The following is a 15,077-nucleotide window of genomic DNA, read 5'->3' on the forward strand; positions in this document are numbered from 1 at the left end:
CGGTGTCGGATGCACCAGAGGCCTCTCAGCTACGCTGCCAGGAACCACTACGCGTGATCTAACAATAGCCGAATCCGGGTTCATGGTCCGTGTGCGGTTTTCGGCGAAAACTGGCTGCTTCTCATGAAGCTCGCGGTGAACCTGTTTCTGATGACCACGGTCACCGGCCTTGCGGAAGCGGCCCATTTTGCCGAGCGGCATGGTCTGGACATGCAGCAGTTCCGCGCCATCGTGGACGCCGGTCAGATGGCGAGCGACATCTCACGCGTGAAAATTCTCAAACTGGTGATGCGTGACTTCGATGTCCAGGGGTCGATCACCAATGTGCTGGAGGTCAATCGATTGATTGCGCAAGCGGCCAGGGAAGCCGGGGTCGCGTCGCCGTTATTGGACGTCTGCTATGCGCTTTTCGGTGAGACGCTGGCGTTGGGGCACGGGCAGTCCGACATCGCGGCCGTCGTCCACGCACTCGAGGCAAGAACCGATTCCCGCAAATGATCGCGTTCGTACTCCTCCCTATTTGCCATGACAGCGCCAGGCTGGGCGACAATGCGCCTAAGCCTGATAGCCGATGAGGCAATCGACCTGCCAGGTGCGCTCTCTTTCAAATTAGCGCTGCCAGGGTTCGGCACTTTCACGTTGGCGAGGTGCTTCGCCGAACCGCTAAACCAACAATTTCATGGCGGCATCGACAAGGTCGTCCTTCAGATCGGCCGATTCTGCCATCAGGCCGGCGACGTACGCGCCGTTGATGAGCCGCCTCGTCATAAGTCGCCCCCGCCAGCCGTCTGGACGGTAGCAAATTACATGAGGCAACACCCCCGGCCTGGTAACAAATAACCTGAGTCAATGCGCCCGGCCAGGATGGTTGCCGTCGGGAAACTCCGTCATCAGGTTAAGAAAGGGGCAGCCACGAAAGGCGGGGTTCGCAATCCGCTTCGCGATTCCAGATAGCAGCGCGTCCAGCAAAGCGCGCGGGTCCTCAGCGTGCTTCTTTTCAACGTCATCCCACCACGCCCAGAACATCCGATCTTTCTCGGCGGCGAAAGCAGAGATCAAAGCGTCCTTGGAATCGAATACGCGATAGAGGCTCGTCTTCGACACCCCGGATCGCTCGACGACCGTGTCGACGCCGATGGCACGGATGCCCTCGCGGTAGAACAGGTCGCTTGCCGTCGCGAGGATACGCTCGCGCGCGCTCACTTCGCCCTTTGGCGGGGCTCCCCGCCGGGGTCGGGCTCCTGCCTTCATATCCGCATGCTCCACTCGTTCCGATTTCCCGCTTGACAAAGTAACAGACCTGTTCCTAGTATTAAAGGGACGTACAGGTCCGTAACTTTACAGGAAGATGGCGATGCGTGCGATCGAGGCAGAGACTTTCTCGGGCTATGGTGGCTTGCGGCAGGTCGACTTGCCCAAGCCGCAACCGGCAAAGGACAGGGTACTGGTCCGCGTCACGGGCGCCGGCGTTACGCCGCTCGATCACACGATCCTGTCAGGTGGACACCCTCGGGCCAAGGCGCCGCTGGTGCTCGGCAACGAGGGCGCCGGTGTCATCGAGGATGCTGGCGACTCGGGGCTCGCGGTGGGCAGCCGCGTCATGTTCACAGGGCCCTACGGCGTTCGTGAGAATGGCGCGTGGCAAGAATGGCTGTTGGTGAGGCCCGATGATCTGGCGCTCGTGCCCGACGCGATCGACGACGTAGTCGCGGCTAGCCTTCCAGTGGCCTGGCTGACGGCGCAGATCACTTTGACGCTGGCGGGATTCAAGCCGGGCAAGACGGTGCGGGCTCCGGGGATCGGAGGGTCGGTCGGCAACTCAACCTATCAGCTCGCGCGGGCGCAGGGCGCCGGCAACGTGATATCGACGGCCGGCAGCGCGGCGAAAGCCGCTAGCGCACGCGAGCTTGGCTTCGAAGACGTGATCGACCTCACCGCGGAAGGTCTCGCCGACGGCGTTCGCCGGTTAACGGCCGGCAGCGGTGTCGATATTGTCATCGATAGCATCGGCGGCACCGTGACGAGTGAGGCGTTGAGCACTTTTGCTCCCGGCGGTGTCCTGATCACGTTGGGCTATTCCGCCGGACGCAGAACCACGATCGATGTGACGGACCTGATTTGGAAAGGCGCGCGGATGGCCGGCTTCTCCTTGTTTGCCCAATCACCGACCGCGATCGCCACCGCGTGGCGGGACATCATCCCGCTGATCGTCAGCGGCTCAGTCGAGCCCCTCGTCGAGCGGGTCTATCCGCTTGGCGACGCGGGCGAAGCCTTGCGCCATCTGATTGAGGATCGGCCGTTTGGCAAAGTTGTCCTGCGGAATGATCGACATGGCACCCCCATCGTGCACTGACATGATCAACGCTGATGAATTGTCCGGCCGGGAGAAGACGCACATCGATGGCGGCCCGATTGGGATTGCCGTCCTGGACGATTACCAGCACGCCGCTCTCTCGCTTGCCGACTGGTCATCGCTGAAGCCGTGGGCGAGCATCACTGTCTTCCATGACCATCTGGCGGAAGCAGATGCGGTCGTCGCAAGACTGCGGCCATTTGCCGTCGTATGCGTGATGCGGGAGAGAACGCCGCTCACCCGCGACATTTTGGAACGCCTGCCGAGCCTCAAGCTGATCGCGTCGACGGCCCTCCGCAATGCCTCGATTGATGCCGATACCGCCGATCGGCAGGGGATCAAGGTCGTTCACACGGGTTATACATCCGCCCCCACCGTCGAACTGACATGGGCCCTCATTCTTGGTAGCGCCGGCCACATCGCAAGCGAGGGCGGGTCCTTGAGACGAGGAGGTTGGCAGCAGTCCGTTGGCGACGATCTGTCGGGAAGGACACTCGCCGTCCTGGGGCTTGGCAATGTCGGCCGAGACGTCGCCAGGATCGGCGTAGCATTCGGAATGAATGTAATCGCATGGAGCGAGAACCTCACCCCGGAGCGCGCTATTGCGGCCGGCGCGGAATTCGTGTCGAAGGAAACATTGTTCAAGCAGGCCGATTTCTTAAGCGTCCACCTTGTCCTGAGCCAAAGAACAAGGGGCTTGGTCGGAGCCGAAGAACTGTCCCTAATGAAACCGACGGCCCGTTTGATCAATACCTCTCGCGGTCCGATTGTCACTGAGTCCGACCTGGTTGAAGCACTTCATGCCCGGAAAATCGCGGGCGCGGCGATCGACGTGTTCGATCAGGAGCCGCTCCCGCCGAGCCATGCTTTCCGGACGATGACCAACGTGCTTGCGACGCCGCACATCGGCTACGTATCACGGGGGCTTTACGAAACCTTCTACCGGGACACAGTTGCCAACATCAGGCGCTGGCTCGAAGAGTCTCGGACGGGATGAACGCGTCGACGGTCGCCGTCCGGGCTTGTTCCGATGGAATTAACGTTAAATCACCCAAATTAGCAACATGACGTAAAGACCAGTGATGATCACTCGCAAAGACATTGAGTTTCCAGTCGAGGGCGGCATCTACCTTCGCGGTTGTCTTTCTATGCCAGAGGGAAACCAGGAGAGGTCGCCGTCCATTTCTATGGCCCCGCGCCGATGCGGCGCACTGGGCTCGTCCAAGGCAAGCAGGAGGAAGACGCTATGTTGAATTGGCAGGTGGGCTCGGTGAATATCACATGCGTGGTCGAGATGCTGTTTTCCTTGCCCCACGATCCTGAGGGCTTCTTCCTGCGGGACGCGACGCCGGAGGCGCTGAAGGCCAGCCCCTGGCTCTATCCGCACTTCGTCAACGAGGATGGTTCGCTCAACGTGTCCGTCCACGCCCTACTAGTGGAGGCGCCGGGGCTGAGGCTGGTGGTCGACACGTGCATCGGCAACGACAAACCGCGCCATCTGGTGGGCGGAAACCCGCTCGCGACGTCGTTCCTGCAACACCTGGCGGATGCGGGCTGGAGCCGCGACAGTGTCGACGCCGTGGTGTGCACCCACCTGCACGTGGACCACGTGGGCTGGAACACCATGTTGGTGGACGGCAAGTGGGTCCCGACCTTCCCCAAGGCACGCTACCTGATTGGCAAGCGCGAATTCGACCACTGGAGCAACGAGGGCGACGAGGAGCAGCAGGCGATCATGGGAGATAGTGTGCGGCCAATCTTCGACGCCGGCCTGGCCGAACTGGTGGAGATGGACCACCGCGTCTCGCCTGAGGTCCGCCTGACGCCAACCCCTGGCCACACGCCGGGCCATGTCAGCGTGGTGATCGAATCGGAAGGGCAGAGCGCGGTGATCACCGGCGACATTGCCCACCATCCCTGCCAGATGGCGCACCCCGATTGGGCCACGAGCCTCGACAGCGACACCCAGGCCGCAACGGCCACCCGCGCGAAGGTGTTCGCCGAATGGGCCGACCAGCCGATCCTGGTCATCGGCACCCACTATGCCGCGCCGACAGCTGGACACGTGAAGCGCGACGGGGCGGCGTTCCGGTTCGAGGTCTAGCCGCCGGACGGCCAAAGAGATGATCGACTGACTGGCCGGCGTTGGTTGGTACGCGCAAACCAACCTCGAATGCAGCCGCGCATGGGCGCTCGGCTATTTCTTGGCAGCTGACCGCCAGCCCGGAGGCGTTGCCAATCGCAATTAGCAATCAACGGAGTAGTCGCCATGGATAAGTTGCAGGGAAAGGTGGCCGTCATTACCGGCGGCTCGTCGGGGATAGGCCTCGCCGCCGCGAAGCTCTTCGTCGCCGAAGGCGCCTACGTCTTTATCACCGGCCGTCGCCAGAAGGAGCTCGACGAAGCCGTGAGGGCCATCGGGGGCAATGTGACTGGCATCCATGGAGACGTCGCCAATCCGGATGATCTTGATCGTCTCTATGAGAACGTCGACGCAACAGGGCGAAGAATCGACATCGTCTTCGCCAACGCTGGCATCGCTGAGTTCGCCGCCCTGGGCGATGTCACCGAAGCGCATTTCGACAAACTGTTCAATACCAACGTGAAGGGAGTGCTCTTCACCGTCCAGAAGGCTCTGCCGCTCTTGAATGACGGCGGTTCGATCATTCTCACGGGCTCCGTCGCGAGCGCCAAAGGGACACCCGCCTTCTGGGTATACGGTGCGACCAAAGCGGCCATCCGCAATTTCGTGCGAGGATGGACCGTGGAGCTGAAGGACCGTCGCATCCGTTCAAATGTCCTTAGCCCGGGCCCAATCGATACCCCGATCGTTGATCAGCAGCCTCCAGACGCTATAGCGAGAATCTTGTCTACCATCCCGATGGGACGCATGGGGGAAGCCGACGAAGTTGCCAAAGCTGCCCTGTTTCTCGCTTCGGATGACTCCAGTTTCGTCACGGGCATCGAACTCTTCGTGGATGGCGGCAGAGCGCAGATCTGATCGTCGATTGATTCGCTCCACTATGAGCTAAGCAATGAGTGGGGCGAGCGTATTAGCGCGTCTTGCGATGGACTGGTACGGGTTCAGGCTCCGGTGCAAATCGGAGGGAGCCGGTAGGTTAAGCTCGGGTTTTGACTAGCGCGAGCAGGCTATGAGTGAGATGGTAGACATCGACAGGCTGTTCAACGGCCGCCACTTTGACCGCGAAGTCATCGTCCTGTGTGTGCGTTGGTATCTGCGTTACAAGCTCAGCCTTCGAGACCTCGTCGAAATAATGGCCGAGCGCGGGCTGTCGTTGGCGCACACTACGATCATGCGCTGGGTCAAACGCTTCGCGCCGGAGTTCATCAAGCGCTGGAATCGATTTGCGAAATCCGCTGGTCGTTCATGGAGAGTTGACGAGACGTATGTGAAAGTCCGTGGCAAATGGGTCTATCTTTACCGTGCAGTTGACCGCGCCGGAAAGACGGTCGACTTCCAGCTTAGCGCCAGGCGGGATGTCGCTGCGGCCAAGGCTTTCTTCGCGAAAGCGATCAGAAGTCAAGGGCTCGCTCCGAAGACAATCACACTGGACGGTTACGCTGCGTCTCACCGCGCGGTGCGCGAAATGAAGGCGGACCAGTTTCTGCCCGTGGACACGACGTTGCGATCGTCGAAGTATTTGAACAATTTGATCGAGCAGGATCATCGCAACATCAAGTCCAGGGTCAATGCAATGCTCGGCTTCAAACGTTTCAGGAATGCGGCCATTACGATATCGGGCGTCGAGTTGATGCATCGCATTCGCAAAGGTCAGTTCAACCTCGCACGGTTGCGCATCAAAGATCCCACTGCACCTGCTATTTGGAAGGCAGTCCTTTCAGCACGATGATGCAATGGTGAATACGCCGTTTTTCGCTCGCGCCGGTAATTTGCACCACAGCCGGGTAACATTCCTTCGTGAGGCAACACGCCATTAATGTTGATTGTCGTTCCGGTTGGTTGAGCCTGGTTGTGTCCGATCCACGCAGCAACGCCGGCGATCAGGAAGGTCGAACCAAAGATCCGGAAGAAATGGTTGTTGACGTCTGCAGTGACGCCGGCTTCGCCGTTGGGGTTGGCGCCACTCAATCCATCCAGTCGCATGCTCGCGCCGTTCGGGAAAATCATTCGGTTAGAACGGGAGCGACGCCGCATCAGCAACCGAAACCAGCATCACGGTACGCGACATCAGAGTGGGACAAACCGTTGCAGCACCCGTTGTCGGGTCTACGACGCGTTCAGCCACGGTAACAAATAATTTGAGTCAATTCGTCACCTACACTGTAAGCATGGTCGCGACCTAGCAAGGAGGCTGCCATGACTCAGTCAATGATTAGCTTTGTGGTCGGCCTGGCGGTCCTGTTGGTCGTCGGGTTCATGCTGGCGCGACGTTACATGCGCGATCACCCTGGAGAGGGGATGGTTCAGTGGCTTGATGCGCATCACATGGGTTGGCTGCACCACAAGCATTGATGGCGCGCTCAGAAATGGAAAGGCCCCGCGCATGACGGGGCCGATCCAGAACGATGCGTCAAATTGCCGTTAAAAACGGGGCCTGTCTCCGCGTTTTTCGGGGCGCTGGGAAGACGCCCCCGGTACTTCTCGTCGCTATGGCGCTACCTGCACCTCGATGCGTCGCGGCTGCGCCTGTTCGATGCGTGGAATGCGTAGCGTCAGAACGCCGTCTTTCAAGCTTGCTTCGATCTTCGAGCCATCCAGTTCGCGACTCAATCTAAAGGCTCGGCGGTAGCGCGGCTCACCAATTTCGGCGTGAAGCAGTTGCAGACCTTCCGGCACCGCGACGGCAGCCTCTGCTTCAATCAGCAGGTGTTCACCTTCCATCTTGATTGCGAGGCGGTCCTTCGAGGCGCCTGGCAGGTCGGCGAAGATGGTAATTCCCGTCTCATCTTCGACGATGTCTACGGGCGGGATCAACGCCGCGGCCGTGCTCCTGGCCGACACGGTTTGCGGTTCACGCGTGGCAACCTGGGTTTCTTCGCTCATGGCAGTCTCCTTTTACTGGACCTGAATCAGGCGAGGCTTGGACGACTCGCGCTTCATCACGGTGACGCGCAGACAACCGTCCGCATATTTTGCCTCGACGCGAGCCGGGTCCGCATCGTCAGGCAGGCTGACGACGCGGCGAAACTTGCCGGAAAACCGTTCGTCCGCGTAGACGATTTTGCGCTCGGCGGCGTCCGCAACGGCGGCCGGCCTTTCGCCGCTCAGGATAAGCAGGCCTTTGTCGATGGACACCTGCAGCGCCTGCGGGTCGACGCCTGCTAGAAATGCGACCACTTCGATGGCGTCCACCGTACTCCCGATGTTGATTGGGGGAAATGTACCCCGTGCGCCGGCACGGATGCCGGACGCAACGCCAAAGTTTCGAACGACGGCGTCCATCTGCTCCTGGAGGAGCCGCTCGAAGTCCGGAAATACGTCGGAAGAAAACCTCGTGAATGAACCCTTCATGGCTGGATCTCCTTTCATCTATCACCTGACAGGCGAGTGCAGCGCTCGGCAACTTCGCCGAAAGGCGACCACGGGCAGTCACTCGAACCTCACGTTGGGCGGGAAGGGGTGTGGCCGGCCTATATAATTTATAGATGGAAGCGGGCAAAAAAAATACAAGAGATCGGATTGTTGAACGCGCTCGCCACAACGGAGCTGAGGCAGGGGTAATGCGCCTTGCACTCGATTCCAGGGATCAGGAACAAGCGCCCTAGCTTGGCGGTCGAATGGAGTCTGCCCGTTCCCCTTCGATGCCGACCATTTTTCTCGTATGCCAGACAAAAAAAGCCGGCGCTTGGCCGGCTTTTGCTAACTGCTTTTCAGCAGTCTCGCGACTGACGTTTATCAGACGCGCTGTCCCGTGGTTTGAGGCGCATTGGGCGTTTAAAATTTATGCTCGGCGCCGTCATTTTGAGCCTCGGCTTGCTTGCGCTTGCCATGCTCAACTTGCTGTGCGCGCCGCTGATTCGATGCTTGGCCTCTTCGCGGTTGTTCTCGGTTTGCTGCTGCTTCGATACGAACTCTGGTGTACTGCAAAGACCACCGGTCGTCGCGCAACTTATTCGCAATCCTACAATTTTTGACTCTGGAAACGCAACTACGTTCAGCACAGAATTGTAACAGCGGGCCGAGACGCCCGATGACTTGTCTAATGGGGCGGGCTCCTGTGTGGTTCCCGGCTCCCGTGTTGTCTCCGCAAAAGCCGAGGGGCTTTTCTAGCGCTTAAGTCAGACCTTAGGTGTCTTCGAAGGCATTCGGGGCTGCTTTGGGGCTGAGTTCGTCTGGCATGACTATCTCCTTCACCGATTTCGACGCTTCGGAGGTTTGCTGAGGCTCGGAGGGGCACGCTATGAAGCTACTGCAAGTTGTATTGTTTGCCGCAGCCCATTGATGATCTTCTCAGCCGCCAACATGACGATTTCCTTCACATCTGCATCTTTGCTGTCACCATGCAGATAGTTGATGTTCCAGTTGCATCCCTCCGAGTCTTCAGCGTGCTCCTGGATTCCCGTTGGACTCCACCCGGTCGTGTCTGTATTGGCATCGAGTGCTTTTGACACGATCTCAAGCAGCTCCTGCTCAGTTTTAAGCTCGCGCGGCATGTCGCTCTCCATCGCCATGTGCGCGGAACGGCCGCGCTCATTTCAGTCCAGTTTTCGTCACACCACTCGATGGCCCATGTATTCGCACAGGAAAACATGCCGTCCTCGTCAACGAACGAATCGGTTTCGCCCGAGTTGTGCATTTCGCTGGTCATCGCCGGCGGGCGCTACGCAAAGTGGATGGCCGTCATTTTGCCGGCCAGTCTGCCGGTCGTTCGCCAATAGCCCATTCCTTCGGCGGATCTCCATCCGCCGTGTTTTGGTACATCCAGTTGCCGCAGACCGTGCAGTTCCATCTACTGCTGACCTTCGTCATGTTGCCGGGCGGACCGAACGCACTAACACCCGAAGCGGCGAGATCGCCGTGTGGCGGTACGCTGGATGGCTTTCCAACCAGGTCGCGGCCGGCATCGCAAGGCTGCATATGGGTCTCCCACAAGTTGTTTCGAGGAGTCGTCGGACAAGCTTCTTCAAACGAAATCGACCCGCCCCTGACATGCGCACCGTAGATTGCGTCGAGGTACTGGTCCTTCGTCGCAGGCGACCTGTTCCGCCAGGCGTAAATTGCCGCCGGACACACAGTGCGCTCATGATCTCGTAGCACCAATGTCCGCTTGATCACTTCAGCTACTGCTTTGGGTCGGCACAAGTCTGTCCTCCGGGGCCAGCCGCAGCGAGGCTTCGCAACTGCCCGAAAAAACCGGGAAAACCGGGCAGGCGATACCGGCGACACCACGCCGGATCACATCCACGAGCTTGCTGAAAGCGTAACAACTCGTGGATGCCGAACGTGGAACGGACACCCCCATAGCGCCCGCCCCGTGTGTGCTGGGGCGCCCGACGGTGCAAAAGCGCGGTGTCGAACAGCTCGCGTGTGGCGCCGCATCGCCTATTTGGCTTGCTCGGCCGAGTTATGGATGGCCTGGCCGCCTTTCGATATGTCCTCGCCGGCGCCCGCAACGGTGTTGCAGCCCATGAGGAGCGCGGTAGCGGCGATCAGAAACAGAGCGACGAATCGCGTCATATTGTCCCCCTTTGGCAGATTCCTAGTGCCGGCAGCGGTGACGAGCCGGATACGCAGGGGTACCGCGGGCCCATCGGGGCCAGCGCGGGCACTCTGCATGCATCTTATTCTAAGCGAGACGCGGGACCAGCGGCAGCGCCCAGTCCACGCAAAACCCGCGGCTGGAAACTCATGCGGCACCGCGGCAGAGGGAGCTGTACTTCAGACGCATGCGGAGGGCGCGAGTATGCCTGCCTCCGCCCTGGCATCCGCACCGGGCCGGCCCATCAATCCTTGCCAGCGGGCCAATCACATCCGGGATCTCATTCCGGCTTATCGAAGACACCGGCTTCGAGATCTTGCCTGAAATGCTGCGTCCAATCGGTTTCGTAGCCGATGGGGTATTCCCTCGTAATGTTTGTCGATAGTCTGGTTACCGTGACATAGCCCTGTAGACCGAAGTTCTCGTCCCCTTTGGGGTCAGTCGTATCCATTTCCTGGACTTCGAAGTCATCTTCTGCCAGCCCCCTGCCTTGCACGGTCGAAAGGAAGTCCTGGTGTTCATCCGGTTCGATCAGTCGCATCTTCGGGCCCTCCGTCTGCTTAACAGAGATTTAGTGGACCTCTTCGCGAAGTTGTCATAGTTCCGGACGCATATGCAGCACCGGAATGCGTTATAGGTGCGCCGCTCGGCAATGAAGCGCTCGGGCACGGTCGGCTCGATAGAGCCCATCGACGCCTGAATCTTGTCGCGTGCCGAAGCCAACGCCATGCTTTCTGGAAGAGATATCGCTGTCGGTCCGTCGGCGTACGGAAAATCGGTCGGGCCTGCCCCGACGTCACGCGCAGGAAGAGCTACCCCTGCGTTGTCGCAAGCGACGATCGCCGAAGCCGCGACCTATCAGGCACCGATACGACGCCGACGAGTTACCTGGACGAGTTTATTCTCAACGCTTTTTTTGCGCTTCCACAGAATTCGGCCGTACCCTGTGGGAGACCGGACTAGACGGCAGCAAAACAGGAGACGGCTGCTTTGGCTTCTTTGCTTCGCGATTGCTGCGCAACTGACCTTTTGCCATCACACTACTCCGGTTGCATCCGTGGGCGCCGTAAAGCTCGCCCATTTGGCTAGGGTGCGCTGATTTCAGCTCGCTGTCACGAAACGTTTTCAGAGATCTGACCGTAGCAGAGAACCCTCTTCGAAAGACAAGACTACCTCGAGTGCAAAATGCAAAAGCCCGCCGAGCTTGCCGAAAAATTCTTTGGCGTACCCTATGAAGCGCTGGACGAACGCGCGAAGAATGTTGCGCGTCTCATTGCGGAACGAAAGCACGTAGCAAGAGATTCCGCGAAAGAACTGGATGCCGCGATGACACGAGGCCAGCGCGCGGCTGATGCCGTGGCCGCCTTCGGCGGCTCGTGGATATTCATCACGTGTTTTATCGCGATCATGATTGTCTGGGTTGGCTTGAATTCGCTGATTCTGGCGAAGTACAGCAAGACTTTTGACCCATACCCCTACATTCTGCTCAACCTGTTTCTCTCGATGCTCGCGGCCATCCAGGCTCCCATCATCCTGATGGCCCAGAACCGACAGTCATACAAGGACCGGATTTCTGCCGAGCACGACTATGAGATCAATCTGAAAGCCGAACTCGAGATCATGTTGCTGCATGATAAGGTGGATATCCTGCGTGACAAGCAATGGACCGAATTGCTGACCATCCAGAAGGAGCAGATGGACGCGCTCAAGAACCTGCTCATATCCAGCAGGACATCGGGCGACAAGACATCGCAGTCGCCCGCTGCGTGAAGCTCCATGATCGAACGACGACTGCCTGTCATTTCGTTAAGGCCGGATCTGCTTTCCCGGAATCACTGTACATCCGCGGATCTGGTGCAAATGTGATCGGCGAATCGGTTAGAGTTGTCGGAACGAAACGAACTTATGTTCCATGATGACCAAGCCGAAGAGTCTGGAGGAGTTGTTCGGCGGACGCCATTTTGATCGGGAGATCATCATTCTGTGTGTTCGCTGGTAAGCGAAGCGACCGGAGCGGAGTAGTCACGGCCCTCGAGCGTAACAAGGCGCACGGTGCCTCACCGGAACGAAGCGATTCAAGCGCGCCGCGAGCATATGTTCTGCGGCATCAAGCGTCGCGATCAGGGCGTCTGCGCGGAGGCATTCGCTGACCGACGGAAACACTGTCGGCGCTAACCGGCTTGCGTCCTGGCAGATAGCTCCATGCTCAACATCGGTTCGCCGCACCCACGTGCGATTGCCGCCCGGACGCTGTCCCGCATCCCCACTGCCGCACCGATGTCCTCTCCGCACGCCTCGATCGGATCGAGCAACGACACGGTGATCTCGCCACGCCGTGGCAGCCACCGGCCGTCCGGCAATATTGCGCGCGTACCGGCAATCGCGATCGGCATGGCCGGTCGATGCGCGGCGCATGCTGCGACAAACGCACCGAGCCGGAACGGCCGCACGCCGGCCGCGCGCGCGAACGTTCCCTCCGCGAAGAAGAGCAGGGGCTCGCCCGCAGCGGCCCGTGCAATCAGTTCCTTTTCGGCGGCGATGCCGCGCACATGGTCGTGTCGCTCGACAAAGTACACACCGATCGATTGCAGGAACGGACGCGCAATCCAGTTAGCGGTCAATTCCTCTTTTGCAACAATGCAGACTGGATAGGGCAGCCCCGCGAGCAGCACCAGGCCATCCAGATAGCTCGCGTGATTGGCGACCAGAATCGCGTCCCGTCTGGCGCGACAGGACTCGATGCCGCGCACGGTCAGCCGGATGCCGACCAGCCTGATAAAGAGCCGGCACGCGCGCGACGCAATGCGCCAGTTCCGTGCGGTGTCGGTCGCACGCAACGTCGTCGCAAACCAGACTGGCACGCCGATCACCGGAAATAGCAGCCAGCATGCGCCACCGTATGCGAGTTCGAGCGCGCGGGTCCCGGCGCGGCGGCACATCGGCACGAGGCTGTCAGCCAGCAGTCCGGCCCATTGCTGCCAGTGCGGCTGGGGCCGTAATTTGCCCGCACTGCGCAGATACAGCGCAAGCGTGTCGGCATGACGGATTTTGCCGCTCGACGTCTTCAGGATGCTGCGCGGCGGTACCAGCGCGATCCGCTCGGGTGGCCCCCCAAGCAGCGCGAGCGCGGCATCGTTGATTGCGACCCGGATGCGCGCGAGCGCCTCGGGTGCGGTTTCGCGCGTCTCGGCTATCACAATCAGCTGGTCGGTACCGGTCGTCGCGTCGGGCAAGCCGCACACCGCGACACAACCCTGCCGCACACCGCGCAGGCGCGACACTGCTTCCTCCAGTTCATTGGGGAAAAAGTGGCGTCCGGCGCGAATCACGAGATCCTTGGCGCGCCCGGTGATGTACAGTTCGCCGTCGGCCAGATACCCGATATCGCCGGTGTCGAGCCAGCCGTCATGGATCATGCGGCCGGTCTGCTCGACGTTGCGGTAATAGCCCGCGGTCGCCGATGGACTGCGGAATTCGATGCGTCCGGCGACGCGTTCCGGCACGTCGCAGCCGTCCACGTCGACGATGCGCACCGTGTTGCCAGGCAACGCGGCGCCGCACGATACCAGTTCGAGGACGTCGTCGGGCGCAGCTGGTACCGCACGTCTGGACGCGGCCAGGTACGTTCGACTGATGCGATCGACGCGCATACCTCGGCCAAGCGGCGAGAACGTCAGTCCGAGCGTGTTCTCCGCGAGTCCGTACACCGGGGTCAGCGCGCGCGCGTCAAATCCGTAGCTGGCGAACCGTTCGGCGAATGCACGCATCGTGCGGGCACTGACCGGCTCGGCGCCGCAGATTGCAACGCGCAATGACGATAGATCGATGCCTGTCAGATCGTCGGGCGCGATGCTTGACGAGCATCGCGCATAGGCGAAATTCGGCGCGGCGGTGATCGTGGCGCGGTATAGGCCGATGGCCTGCAACCAACGTTCCGGTCGTGCGATGAATGTCAGCGGTGACATCAGCACGAGCGGGATGCCGAAGTACAGGGGCGCGAGCCACGCGCCGATCAGACCCATGTCATGGTAAAGCGGCAGCCAGCTTACGACTACGTCGTGCCGACCGACATCGATCGAGCGACCCATCGTGCGGATGTTGGCGAGCAGATTCGCATGCGTGAGCACCACGCCCTTTGGCGTGCCCGTGCTGCCAGAGGTGTACTGCAGCAAAGCGATGTCGGCAGCGCGCGCCTCGTACGACTCCCCGATTTCGGGTCCCATCAGTGCGCCCGGTGCGATGACCCGCTCCAGCGCAGGCGCCCACGCCCTGACCAGTGCCACGGCCATCTCGGTGCCTTCCGGCACGATCATCGTGCGCACCGCTGCATTCACGAGAATTGCGACATGCCGGCGCAGGTGGTCGGCGAGCCGGGCCGCATGCGCGGGTGGATACACCGGCACCGCAATCGCGCCGGCAAGCAGGATTCCCGCAAAGCAGGCGAAATAGTCGCGACCGGTCGGCAGCATCAGTGCGACCGTGTCGCCCGGCGCAACACCGAGTGCGCGCAGGCCGTGCGCAACACGGCGCGCAGACCGATACAGCGCTTCATAGGTCATGGTCTGCGCGTGCGACGGATCGTCGGCGAACACAATGTGCCTTTGCGATGGCCGCCGCGTTGCGTGCCAGCGCAGCGCGTCAACGAGCGTCTGCGCGTGCGCGGGCGGATCGAGCTGGTCTGGCGGCGGGGCGAAATCGGCAAGCGCTTGCGGCATGCGCATCGACACATTGCCGCTCGCGGCGAGCAGACGCAACACATCGGCCGGTGTCGCGGCGCCACTGAACAACTCGATTGGGAAATGCTCGTGGAACGTCTTTTCGATGCGGCTCATCAGCTCGCTGCGAGCGAGACTGTCCAGTCCCAGATCGCTGTCGAACCGGCTGTCGGGCGTGATCGCAGGCACCGGTGCGCACGGGTTGATCTCGGCGCAGAACGCCGCAATCAGCTTGAGCAGGCGAGGCGCCATAGCCCCTTCCAGAGTGTCGATATGATCGGTCATGGCATTACGGACTCTTAAGAAGACATCCCCTCTTGGAGGGCA

General features: G+C 60.5%; 14 protein-coding genes and 3 pseudogenes. 9 read left to right on the forward strand and 8 right to left on the reverse strand.

Annotated features, from left to right (window positions below; genetic code table 11):
* Positions 1 to 117 precede the first annotated feature (117 nt).
* Positions 118 to 498, forward strand: a pseudogene (locus tag FVF58_RS47125) (NAD-binding protein); the annotation flags it as partial.
* 554 nt (positions 499 to 1,052) lie between these two features.
* On the opposite strand, the pseudogene FVF58_RS55090 reads toward FVF58_RS47125, so the two are convergent.
* Positions 1,053 to 1,251: pseudogene (locus FVF58_RS55090) on the reverse strand (TetR/AcrR family transcriptional regulator); the annotation flags it as partial.
* A gap of 103 nt (positions 1,252 to 1,354) precedes the next feature.
* On the opposite strand from FVF58_RS55090, the gene FVF58_RS47135 reads away from it, so the two are divergent.
* From FVF58_RS47135 to FVF58_RS47155, 5 genes are all read left to right on the forward strand, one after another.
* Positions 1,355 to 2,353: a quinone oxidoreductase family protein gene (locus tag FVF58_RS47135; RefSeq protein WP_149676396.1), complete on the forward strand. Its 999-nt coding sequence runs from the start codon at positions 1,355 to 1,357 to the stop codon at positions 2,351 to 2,353.
* 1 nt (position 2,354) lies between these two features.
* A complete protein-coding gene (locus tag FVF58_RS47140; RefSeq protein WP_149676397.1) occupies positions 2,355 to 3,350 on the forward strand; it encodes a D-2-hydroxyacid dehydrogenase family protein in 996 nt (331 codons plus the stop codon).
* 249 nt (positions 3,351 to 3,599) lie between these two features.
* Entirely contained in the window at positions 3,600 to 4,457 is an 858-nt protein-coding gene (locus tag FVF58_RS47145) for an MBL fold metallo-hydrolase (protein WP_149676398.1), read from the forward strand.
* A gap of 165 nt (positions 4,458 to 4,622) precedes the next feature.
* Positions 4,623 to 5,354, forward strand: a complete 732-nt coding sequence (locus FVF58_RS47150; RefSeq protein WP_149676399.1) for an SDR family NAD(P)-dependent oxidoreductase — start codon at positions 4,623 to 4,625, stop codon at positions 5,352 to 5,354.
* A gap of 160 nt (positions 5,355 to 5,514) precedes the next feature.
* Positions 5,515 to 6,225 (forward strand): IS6 family transposase, encoded by a 711-nt coding sequence (locus tag FVF58_RS47155; RefSeq protein ID WP_149676420.1) that lies wholly within the window; start codon positions 5,515 to 5,517, stop codon positions 6,223 to 6,225.
* Here the strand turns inward: FVF58_RS47155 and FVF58_RS55095 are convergent.
* A complete protein-coding gene (locus FVF58_RS55095; protein WP_425469032.1) occupies positions 6,147 to 6,530 on the reverse strand; it encodes a TrbI/VirB10 family protein in 384 nt (127 codons plus the stop codon). The genes FVF58_RS47155 and FVF58_RS55095 overlap by 79 nt on opposite strands.
* A 162-nt stretch (positions 6,531 to 6,692) precedes the next feature.
* On the opposite strand from FVF58_RS55095, the gene FVF58_RS52095 reads away from it, so the two are divergent.
* Positions 6,693 to 6,848 (forward strand): hypothetical protein, encoded by a 156-nt coding sequence (locus FVF58_RS52095; RefSeq protein WP_188131184.1) that lies wholly within the window; start codon positions 6,693 to 6,695, stop codon positions 6,846 to 6,848.
* A gap of 135 nt (positions 6,849 to 6,983) precedes the next feature.
* On the opposite strand, the gene FVF58_RS47170 is transcribed toward FVF58_RS52095, so the two are convergent.
* The 5 genes from FVF58_RS47170 to FVF58_RS47195 all read right to left on the reverse strand — a co-directional run bounded on the left by FVF58_RS47170 (position 6,984) and on the right by FVF58_RS47195 (position 10,576).
* Positions 6,984 to 7,379, reverse strand: coding sequence for an Hsp20/alpha crystallin family protein (locus FVF58_RS47170; RefSeq protein ID WP_149676401.1), 396 nt, complete (start codon positions 7,377 to 7,379; stop codon positions 6,984 to 6,986).
* Positions 7,380 to 7,391: 12 nt separating this feature from the next.
* The gene (locus tag FVF58_RS47175) at positions 7,392 to 7,778 is read right to left on the reverse strand and encodes an Hsp20/alpha crystallin family protein (RefSeq protein WP_246217542.1); all 387 of its coding nucleotides are present in this window, start codon (positions 7,776 to 7,778) and stop codon (positions 7,392 to 7,394) included.
* A gap of 956 nt (positions 7,779 to 8,734) precedes the next feature.
* Positions 8,735 to 8,989: a hypothetical protein gene (locus FVF58_RS47180; RefSeq protein WP_149676403.1), complete on the reverse strand. Its 255-nt coding sequence runs from the start codon at positions 8,987 to 8,989 to the stop codon at positions 8,735 to 8,737.
* Positions 8,990 to 9,878: 889 nt separating this feature from the next.
* Entirely contained in the window at positions 9,879 to 10,013 is a 135-nt protein-coding gene (locus tag FVF58_RS47190) for an entericidin A/B family lipoprotein (RefSeq protein ID WP_149676405.1), read from the reverse strand.
* 302 nt (positions 10,014 to 10,315) lie between these two features.
* Positions 10,316 to 10,576: a transcriptional regulator gene (locus tag FVF58_RS47195; RefSeq protein WP_149676406.1), complete on the reverse strand. Its 261-nt coding sequence runs from the start codon at positions 10,574 to 10,576 to the stop codon at positions 10,316 to 10,318.
* Between the two features lie 644 nt (positions 10,577 to 11,220).
* Between FVF58_RS47195 and FVF58_RS47200 the strand changes: the two genes are divergently transcribed.
* Both FVF58_RS47200 and FVF58_RS55100 read left to right on the forward strand, forming a co-directional pair.
* A complete protein-coding gene (locus tag FVF58_RS47200) occupies positions 11,221 to 11,805 on the forward strand; it encodes a DUF1003 domain-containing protein (RefSeq protein WP_149676407.1) in 585 nt (194 codons plus the stop codon).
* Between the two features lie 145 nt (positions 11,806 to 11,950).
* Positions 11,951 to 12,031, forward strand: a pseudogene (locus FVF58_RS55100) (IS6 family transposase); the annotation flags it as partial.
* Positions 12,032 to 12,206: 175 nt separating this feature from the next.
* On the opposite strand, the gene FVF58_RS47210 reads toward FVF58_RS55100, so the two are convergent.
* Entirely contained in the window at positions 12,207 to 15,035 is a 2,829-nt protein-coding gene (locus FVF58_RS47210; RefSeq protein ID WP_149676408.1) for an AMP-binding protein, read from the reverse strand.
* Positions 15,036 to 15,077: the final 42 nt, after the last annotated feature.

Origin of the sequence: Paraburkholderia panacisoli, assembly GCF_008369935.1 — a bacterium.
In the GTDB taxonomy this organism is placed as follows: Bacteria; Pseudomonadota; Gammaproteobacteria; order Burkholderiales; family Burkholderiaceae; genus Paraburkholderia; species Paraburkholderia panacisoli.